We start from the raw sequence: 8530 nt of genomic DNA, 5'->3' as shown, positions 1-8530 counted from the left end.
TCCCGCGGGGGCGCCCCGGCGCCCCCCCGGGCGGGGGCCCCCCCGGACGTTCCGCCCACGATCCCCCCGGGGGTCAGCGGGCGGTGGGGGTCTTGGGTTTGGGGGCGAACAGTTCCCGCAGCTGGGTCGCGCGGCGTCGCACGCCCCACTTGGTGACGCGCCACAGGGCTTCGCGGACGATGCTGCCGCTCATCTTGGACTCGCCGACCTCACGCTCGGTGAAGGTGATGGGGACCTCGACGACGCGGTAGCCGAGTTCGATGGCGCGCCAGGCGAGGTCGATCTGGAAGCAGTAGCCCTGGGAGGCGACCGTGCCGAGCTTGAGCCGGTCGAGGACCTCGGCGCGGAACGCGCGGAACCCGCCGGTGATGTCCTTGACCTTCGCGCCGAGCGCGATCTGGGAGTAGACGTTGCCGCCGCGGGAGATCAGTTCGCGGTACTTGGGCCAGTTGACCGTGCTGCCGCCGGGCACGTAGCGGGAGCCGAGGACGAGGTCGGCGTCGTGCAGGGCGTCGAGCAGCCGCGGGAGGTCCTCGGGGGCGTGGGAGCCGTCCGCGTCCATCTCCACGACCACGCCGTAGCCGCGTTCCAGCGCCCACCGGAAGCCCGCGACGTAGGCGGCGCCGAGGCCGGCCTTCTCGGTGCGGTGCAGCACGTGGATCCGGTCGTCCGCGGCGGCCATCTCGTCGGCGAGCTGCCCGGTGCCGTCGGGGCTGCCGTCGTCGACCACGAGCACCTGCGTCGCCGGCAGCGCGGTGTGCAGCCGCCGCACGATCTTCCCGATGTTGTCCCGCTCGTTGTAGGTCGGGATCACCACCAGCACCGGCCCGAGCTCGCGGTCAGGCTGCGCCTGCTGGTCCGCCATCCGTGTCCTCCTCGCCGACACCCGCACCAGGGGTCGGACGCGATCGTCGTTTCGTCGTCACGCTGAACGCCACGGCCATCAGGCCCAGAGCGGTCATCACCCACTCGGGCCATGCGCCGAGCCGGGTGGCCAGCGTAGCCTCCCCGCGCAGCGGCACCGTCGCCACCAGCGCGTCGGGGGTGAACATGCCGGTCCGCCGCGTGACCGACCCGTCGGGCAGCACGATGGCGCTGACCCCGCTGGTGGCCGCGACCACCACGGACTTGCCGTGCTCGACGGCGCGGACGCGGGACATGGCCAGCTGCTGGTAGGTCATCTCGGTGTAGCCGAAGGTGGCGTTGTTGGTGGGGATGGCGATGAGGTTCGCGCCCTCGGTGATCGAGTCGCGGACCACGCCGTCGAACGCGACCTCGTAGCAGGTGTCGATCGCGACCTTGGCGCGGCCCATGGCGAAGCCCTCGGGGTCGGTGCCGGGCTGGAAGTTCCCGGCGCGGTCCACGGCGGGGCTGAAGATCCGGAAGAAGTCGCGGTAGGGCATGGTCTCGCCGAAGGGCTGCAGCTGCCGCTTGGTGTAGGTGTCGGTGGGGCCGACGCCGGGTTCGTAGAGCACGACGGTGTTGCGGGGCAGCTTGTCGTCGGGGTCGACGACGACCGCGCCGACGGCGACGGGCACGCCGATCGCGTCGGTGGCGCGTTGGATGCGGGTGGCGGCGTCGACGTTGCGGAAGGGGTCGATGTCGGAGGAGTTCTCCGGCCAGATGACCAGGTCGGGTCGTGGGGCGCGGCCGGCCGCGACGTCGTCGGCGAGCTGGAGGGTGCGGGCGACGTGGTTGTCGAGCACGGCGCGGCGCTGGGCGTTGAAGTCCAGGCCGGCGCGGGGCACGTTGCCCTGGATCGCGGCGACGGTGACCGTGCCCCGGTCGGGGTCGGTGTGCACGAGGGCGGTGGCGGCGAGCCCGGCGGCCAGCGGCAGCACGACGGCGGCCGCGCCGACGGCCGGGCGGCGCAGCAGGTGGGCGGCGCCGAGGCCGGTGAGCGCGACGGCGAACCCGACCAGGGGCGCGCCGCCGACCGCGGCCAGCGGCAGGTACCAGCCCTCGGGTTGGCCGAACGCGATCTTGCCCCAGGGGAACCCGCCGAAGGGGACGGCGGCGCGCAGCGCCTCGTCGGCGACCCACACCAGCGCCATCCACAGCGGCGCGCCGGGCAGCCGGGACACCACGGCCATGGCTGCGGTGCCGACCGCGATCAGCGCCGCGCACAGCAGGGCCAGGGGCAGCCAGGCGACCAGGCCGACGAACTCGCCGGTCCAGCGCAGCAGCGGGGCCATGAACGCCAGGCCCCAGACCAGGCCGAGGCCGAACCCGGCGCGGGCGCGGCGGCCGTGCAGCAGGACGCCGAGGACGGCGAACCCGACGGGCGCGAGCCACCACAGGGTGCGCGGCGGGAAGCTCAGGTAGACGGCGGCTCCGCCGGCGGCGGCGAGCAGCACCCGCAGGAGCGTGCCGCGCACGTCCCGGCGTCGGCGGGCGGGGGGCGTGTCGGCGCCGGGGGGTTGCGGCGTCACGGGGGCTGCGACCACCGGTTCAGCCTACGAGCACCCGCCCGCTCCCCCGCAGTCAGCCCGTGCCGGTCCCGATGCGATGCCGGCGCGATGCCGGCCCGGGGGCGGCGCGGGGGCGGCGTCTCCCCCGGTGTCCTGACGCCACGGGCGGCGGGCCGGCTCCGCGGAGCCGGTTCGTGCGAACGCGGGCCGGCGGCGGTGGGGTGCGTGTCGGTTCGGGCGGGTGGGGGTGGACGTGTGGGGCGGGCCGGGGTTGCCCTGGGGTTGGGGGTGGTCGGGTGGGGGTAGGAAATCAGGGTTGTTACCGATGTCGGCTGGTTCGGGCGCGGGGATGGTGGAGGCATGACGACGTTGAGCAGGCCGCAGGACCGGAAAGTGATCGCGGGTGTGTGCGCGGGGCTGGCGGCCCGGTACGGGTGGAGGCCGAACACGGTGCGGCTGGTGTTCCTGCTGTCGTGCCTGCTGCCGGGGCCGCAGTTCCTGGTCTACCTGGTGTTGTGGGTGATGATGCCCAAGCGTCCCTACTGACCGGGTCGGGGTCGGTCGGCGAGGGCGGCGCGGACGATGTCGAGGGCCTCGTCGGCGGTGAGGCCGTGTTCGCGGGCGGTGGCGGCGTAGGTGTGGGCGGCGCGCAGGACGTGTTCGCGGCCGCGTTGGCCGGCGGCGCTGACGACGGTGCCGGCGCGGCCGCGGGTTTCGACGAGGCCGGTTTCCTCCAGTTCGCGGTAGGCGCGGGCGACGGTGTTGACGGCCAGGCCGAGTTCGGCGGCCAGGGCGCGCACGGTGGGCAGTCGGGCGCCCACGGCGAGGTCGCGGTCGGTGATCGCGCGGGCGAGTTGGGTGCGCACCTGTTCGTAGGGCGGCACGGGTGAGGCCGGGTCGATGCTGATCACGTGTCGATGGTGGCAGAGGGGCGCGGCGGGCGGGGTGACCGGCGGGGGTGACGTCGGGTCGCCGGTCGGGCACGGGGCGTGGCAGGGTGGTGCGCGTGTTCCGCCGACCGCTGCTGCCGACCGTGCTGCTGGCGTTGGTCACCGGGGTGGCCCTGCTGGTGCTGGTGTCGTGGCCGGGTCGCCGGGTGGAGGGCACGCCGGTGCCGCACTGCTCGGCGGTGGAGCTGCTGTTCGGCACGGACGAGGCGATGCGGGGCGCCGCCGAGGGGCTGCGCCGCGACCCGCGGGTGCGGGAGGTGCGGGACGAGCGGACCCGGGCGGAGAACTACGCGCGGTTGACCGCGGCGCTGCGCGCGGCGGGGCACGACGACCTGGCGGACGCGGCGCGGGTGGAGCGGACGCCGGCGTCGTTGCGGGTGGTGGAGGCGTTCGGGGTGGACCCGCGGGAGTTGGCCGGGGAGCTGCGGCAGCGGCACCGGGTGAACGTGGTGGACGTGTGCGCCGACCCCGACTCCCTACCCGGCGGCGGCGGTGGTGGGGTGGGGGACGACGACGGTGCCGCGGGCGCGGGTGACGACGAGGGGCGGGTCGAGCACGTCGGCGGCGGTGGGGCCGCGGTCGGGGGCGCTGCGGCACACGACGCGCGCCTCGAACTCCAGGTCGCGGGAGCGGGTGCCGACGCGGACGAGGGTGGCGGTGGCCTCGACGACGTCGCCGGCCCGGACCGGGGCGAGGAACGCGACGTCGCGGTAGCCGGCGAACAGGCCCTCGTCGCCGTCGGTGCGGATGAGCAGTTCGGTGGCGACGTCGCCGAACAGGCCCAGGCCATAGGCGCCGTCGACCAGGGCCCCGCCGTAGTGGGCGTGGGAGTGGGGCACGTAGCGGCGGTGGGTGACGGTGAATCCCTCGGTGAGGCTCACGCGTTCTCCTTCTTCGTCCGGACGGCGTGGACCAGGTAGCTGGCGACCTCGCCGGGGGTGGTGCCGCGGCCGAACACGCGGTCCACGCCCAGCTCGTCGGCCATGAGCGGGTCGAAGCGGGGCCCGCCGGCCACGAGCAGCGGCCGCCGCCGCCCCATGGCCTCGCGGAACGCCGCGGACATCTCCCGGGTGTTGTGCAGGTGCGCGTCGCGTTGGGTGACGACCTGGGAGACCAGGACGGCGTCGGCCTTCTCGGCGCGGGCACGGCGCACGAGTTCGGGCACCGACACCTGCGCGCCGAGGTTGACGACCTTCAGCTCGCGGTAGTACTCGAGGCCCTTCTCGCCGGCGAAGCCCTTGACGTTGAGGATCGCGTCGATGCCCACGGTGTGGGCGTCGGTGCCGATGCACGCGCCGACGACCACGAGTTTGCGCCGCAGCAGCCTCCTGACCGCGCCGTTGACCTCGGTGGGCGGCAGGAGCGGGTACTCCCGTTCCACGACCTGCACCTCGTCGAGGTCCACGATGTGGCGGACGGGGCCGTAGACGACGAAGAAGGTGAAGTCGTCGCCGATGGGGTGGGAGTGCACGACCAGCGCCGGGTCGATGCCCATCCGGGTGGCCAGCTGGCGGGCGGCCCCGTCGGCGCGGGGCCCGGCGGGCACGGGCAGGGTGAACGAGGTCTGCACCATGCCGTCGCCGGTGGTGTCGCCGTAGGGGCGGACGTGGCGCTTCACGGCTGTGCCTCCAGCAGGTCGGCGGCGGGGTTGACGTAGTCGTCGGCCTTGGCGACCACGCCGTCGGCTCCCTTGCCGCCGTCGGCGGGGCGCCGCATCAGGCCGAAGGTGCCGTCGGCGATGGCGTTGAGCAGCCCGTCGTCCACGATGCGGCCCAGCAGGTCCACGGCCTCGCCCAGGACCTGGTGGGCGCGCTTGACGATGAACCCGTCGGGCGCGGGCCGGAAGTCCTCGGCGAGGTTCCCCGCCGCGCCCAGGACGTAGCGGACGTTGCGCAGCGCCAGGTCGCGGTCGGACAGGAACGGGGTGGCCACCGCCTCGGTCATCATGCCGACCAGCAGGATCGACTGGCCGGTGAGCACGCCGGCGAGGTTGAAGAACCCGTCGAGCAGGTGACCGCGGAACACGTCGCCGGTCATGTGCCGGGTGGGCGGCATCCACTTCAGCGGCGCGTCGGGGAACAGCTCCCGCGCCAGCAGCGCGTGCGCCAGTTCCAACCGGAACGACTCCGGCAGGTCGGGGTCGATCTCGAAGGCGTGCCCCAGGCCCAGCAGGTGGTCGGGCAGCCCCGCCTCGTGCGCGAAGTGCTCGTTGAGCAGCTGCGACACGGTGACGGTGTGGGCGGCGTCGACCGCGTCGGCGGTGGTGAGGTAGTTGTCCTCGCCGGTGTTGATCACGATGCCGGCGCGGGCGTGGACCTGCCGGGAGAACCGCTGGTCCACGAACGTCCGCACCGGGTTGATGTCGCGGAACAGGATGCCGTACATGGAGTCGTTGAGCATCATGTCCAGCCGCTCCAGGCCGGCCAGCACGGCGATCTCCGGCATGCACAGCCCGGAGGCGTAGTTCGTCAGCCGCACGTACCGCCCGACCTCCCGCGACACCCGGTCCAGCGCGGCCCGCATGATCCGGAAGTTCTCCTGCGTGGCGTAGGTGCCGGCGAACCCGTGGTGGGTCGCCCCCTCCGGCACGTAGTCCAGCAGCGACTGGCCGGTGGAGCGGATGACCGCGATGACGTCCGCGCCCGCGCGGGCCGCGTTCGCGGCCTGCACCACGTCCTCGTCGATGTCACCGGTCGCCACGATCAGGTAGATCCACGGCCGGCGGGGCGGATCCCCCAGCCGCGCGACGAGCGCGTCCCGGCGGGCACGGTTGCGGTCGACCGTCCGCAGACCCCGCGTGACCGCCGCGGTGGCGGCCTTGCGGGCCCGCTCCCGGTCCCGGCCGGTCGGCACCGTGTAGCGGACCTGCCCCGCCGCCGTGGCCTCGGCCAGCTCGGTGAGCGTGGCCAGGCCGTGCTCGCGCAACGCGTGGAACACCGGCAGCACCACGCCCCGCTCCAGACCGCAGTGCTCCCGCACCGTGTCCACCACCCGGTTCACCCACGGCACGTCACCCGCCCGGTGCGTCGTGTCCGCGCCCGTGATGCCCGCCAACCGCAGGGTGGCGCGCTCGACCGCGACGGTGGTGTGGGCCCTGGCCATCGCCACCACGGGCGCGGCGGCCTTCGCCGCGAGGTCGCGGGCCGCGGCGACCACGGCGGGGTCGAGGTCGAGCAACGCCATCGGGCTCACTCCTGTTCTGACGACGGGCGGAACGCGCCGGTGCCCGGCACGCGACACGGCGACCGCGGGGCGCGCCTCATCCGAGGTCGCCCCGGTCGAAGATCGTGCGGCCGCGCAACACGGTCCGCAGGCACACCGGCGCGGGACCGTCCAACGCCGGCAGCGCCGGCACCCGGGAACGGGGGTCGGTCGACCACCGCTGCACCCGCGTGTCCGGGGCGGAGACCTCCAACCCGGCCGCGTCCCACACCGCGTAGGTGGCGGGCGCGCCCGGCTGCAGCGTGCCGGTCAACCCGTCGTCCACCCCGGCCGCGCGCCAGCCGCCGCGGGTGTGGGCGGTGAACGCCGCCCGCGGCGAGATCCCGTGCCCCTCCGTGCGGTGCCGCACCGCGGCCTTCACCGCGGCCCACGGGTCCACCGGCGTCACCGGCGCGTCCGACCCCAGCGCCAACACCATCCCCGCCGCGGCCAGCCGCGAGAACGGGTTGAGCGCCGTGCCCCGCCCGACCCCCAACCGCTGCGCGTACATGCCCTCCGGCCCGCCCCACGCCCGGTCGAACAACGGCTGCACCGACGCCACCGCGCCGAACGACGCCAACACCTCCGCCTGCCCGCCCGTGACCATCTCCAGGTGCTCCAGCCGGTGCCGCCGCGCCGCCAGCGCGGGCACGCCCACCACCTCGGCGGCCCGGCGGAACCCGTCGACCACCTCGGCGACCGCCGCGTCCCCGATGACGTGGAACCCCGCCTGCAACCCCGCCCGCGTGCACGCCACCAGGTGCCCGGCGATCGCGGCCGCGTCCAGGTACAACGCGCCGGTGGTGTCGGCGTCGGCGTACGGCTCGCACAACGCGGCGGTGCGCGACCCCAGCGCGCCGTCCACGAACAGGTCCCCCGCCAGACCCCGCACCGGCAGGTCCACCGGCTCCAACCCGCCCCAGTAGCCCACCACGTCCACCGTGTCCGTCGCCAACAGGTCGGCCAGGTCGTCCCGCCCGGAGATGTCCGGCCCGGCGCACTCGTGCACCGACGCGATGCCCCGCGACGCGGCATGGGCCAGGAACGCGTGCTGCGCGGCGCGGCGACGCCCCGCGGGGATGGCGTCCTTCGCCGCCCGCCGCACGTGGTGGTGCGCGGCCCGCGACAACGGCCCGTCCGCGCTGAACCCGTCCGCGCCGCGGGCCCGCGGCGCCAGGTCGAGCAGGGCGGTGGACACCAGCGCGGAGTGCACGTCGATCCGCGACAGGTACACCCGCGCGCCCCCCGCCGCCTCGTCCAGCTCCGCGCGCGTGGGCGGCCGCCGCTCCGGCCACCGCGTCTCGTCCCACCCGTGCCCCCACACCACCGGCCCCCCGGCCGCCCGCACGGCGTCCAACAGCTCGGCCGACGACCGGCACCCGGTCAGGTCCAGGCCGGTCAACAGCAACCCCGCGGACGTCGCGTGCACGTGCGCGTCCACGAACGCGGGCGCCACGAACGCCCCGTCCAGGTCCACGATCTCGGCGTCGGGGTGCAGCGCGCGGCCCACGGCGTCCTGGCCCAGCCACACCACGGCGCCGTCGGCCACGGCCATCGCGGTGGCGTCGGGAGCGGTCGGGGAATGGATACGTCCCCCCACGAGCAGAGTAGTCACGCCTGCTGAGTCTGCCTGTGCTCGAACAACGCCCGCACGGCAGGCTCCGCGCGCAGCAGCCCCAACGCGAACGCCGCGTGACCCGGCACGTACCCGTTGCCCACGAGCATCTCCACGTCGGCCGCCAGCCCCTCCGCCCCCAGCGCGGCCGCCGGGAACGACGTCGCCATCGAGAAGAACACCACCGTGCCGCCGTCCGCGGTGGCCAGGATCGCCCCGTGCTCGCACCCCGGCACGTCCACGCACACCACCGTCACGTCCACCCGCTCCCCCACGGCGCCCGCGACCGCCAGCGGGTCGCGCGCGTCGGCCACCACCACCTCGTCGGCCAGGCCGGCCGACCGGACCGCCCC

8 protein-coding genes and 1 pseudogene are annotated in these 8530 nt (G+C 75.0%); 2 read left to right on the top strand and 7 right to left on the bottom strand.

The genetic code is table 11. The annotated features are described in order from the left end of the window. Positions 1-73: 73 nt before the first annotated feature. Together ACFXGA_RS38435 and lnt are read right to left on the bottom strand one after the other, a co-directional pair. Positions 74-865 carry a polyprenol monophosphomannose synthase gene (locus ACFXGA_RS38435; protein ID WP_378097551.1) on the bottom strand — a complete coding sequence of 264 codons (792 nt, stop codon included), beginning with the start codon at positions 863-865 and terminating at the stop codon, positions 74-76. Continuing rightward, positions 840-2447 carry an apolipoprotein N-acyltransferase gene (gene lnt, locus ACFXGA_RS38430; RefSeq protein ID WP_378097548.1) on the bottom strand — a complete coding sequence of 536 codons (1608 nt, stop codon included), beginning with the start codon at positions 2445-2447 and terminating at the stop codon, positions 840-842. Before lnt ends, ACFXGA_RS38435 begins: the two co-directional genes overlap by 26 nt. 324 nt (positions 2448-2771) lie before the next feature. On the opposite strand from lnt, the gene ACFXGA_RS38425 reads away from it, so the two are divergent. Beyond that, positions 2772-2957 (top strand): PspC domain-containing protein, encoded by a 186-nt coding sequence (locus tag ACFXGA_RS38425; protein ID WP_378097545.1) that lies wholly within the window; start codon positions 2772-2774, stop codon positions 2955-2957. Here ACFXGA_RS38425 and ACFXGA_RS38420 read toward each other — a convergent pair. Further along, on the bottom strand, positions 2951-3322 hold the full coding sequence (locus ACFXGA_RS38420) for a GntR family transcriptional regulator (RefSeq protein WP_378097542.1): 372 nt from the start codon (positions 3320-3322) through the stop codon (positions 2951-2953). The genes ACFXGA_RS38425 and ACFXGA_RS38420 overlap by 7 nt on opposite strands. 95 nt (positions 3323-3417) lie before the next feature. Here ACFXGA_RS38420 and ACFXGA_RS38415 point away from each other — a divergent pair, with 95 nt between their 5' ends. Continuing rightward, entirely contained in the window at positions 3418-4281 is an 864-nt protein-coding gene (locus tag ACFXGA_RS38415) for a hypothetical protein (RefSeq protein WP_378097539.1), read from the top strand. On the opposite strand, the gene ACFXGA_RS38410 is transcribed toward ACFXGA_RS38415, so the two are convergent. The 4 genes and pseudogenes from ACFXGA_RS38410 to ACFXGA_RS38395 form a co-directional block, all read right to left on the bottom strand. After that, positions 4239-4979: an OAM dimerization domain-containing protein gene (locus ACFXGA_RS38410; protein ID WP_378097536.1), complete on the bottom strand. Its 741-nt coding sequence runs from the start codon at positions 4977-4979 to the stop codon at positions 4239-4241. The genes ACFXGA_RS38415 and ACFXGA_RS38410 overlap by 43 nt on opposite strands. Further along, the gene (locus ACFXGA_RS38405; protein ID WP_378097533.1) at positions 4976-6544 is read right to left on the bottom strand and encodes a lysine 5,6-aminomutase subunit alpha; all 1569 of its coding nucleotides are present in this window, start codon (positions 6542-6544) and stop codon (positions 4976-4978) included. Before ACFXGA_RS38405 ends, ACFXGA_RS38410 begins: the two co-directional genes overlap by 4 nt. Positions 6545-6620: 76 nt before the next feature. Then, positions 6621-8117: an amidohydrolase gene (locus ACFXGA_RS38400; protein WP_378097554.1), complete on the bottom strand. Its 1497-nt coding sequence runs from the start codon at positions 8115-8117 to the stop codon at positions 6621-6623. Between the two features lie 56 nt (positions 8118-8173). Beyond that, positions 8174-8530 (bottom strand): annotated as a pseudogene (locus tag ACFXGA_RS38395) (L-erythro-3,5-diaminohexanoate dehydrogenase); the annotation flags it as partial.

This window comes from Actinosynnema sp. NPDC059335, from assembly GCF_042752395.1.
Classification (GTDB): Bacteria; Actinomycetota; Actinomycetes; order Mycobacteriales; family Pseudonocardiaceae; genus Actinosynnema.
Note: the sequence above shows the minus strand (reverse complement) of the source record. Positions and strands in the feature narration are given on the sequence as shown.

Coding starts and splice junctions, on each gene's coding strand:
- ACFXGA_RS38400 (WP_378097554.1), bottom strand. CDS start 8,117: ATGGCCGTGGCCGACGGCGCCGTGGTGTGGCTGGGCCAGGACGCCGTG.
- ACFXGA_RS38405 (WP_378097533.1), bottom strand. CDS start 6,544: ATGGCGTTGCTCGACCTCGACCCCGCCGTGGTCGCCGCGGCCCGCGAC.
- ACFXGA_RS38435 (WP_378097551.1), bottom strand. CDS start 865: ATGGCGGACCAGCAGGCGCAGCCTGACCGCGAGCTCGGGCCGGTGCTG.
- ACFXGA_RS38425 (WP_378097545.1), top strand. CDS start 2,772: ATGACGACGTTGAGCAGGCCGCAGGACCGGAAAGTGATCGCGGGTGTG.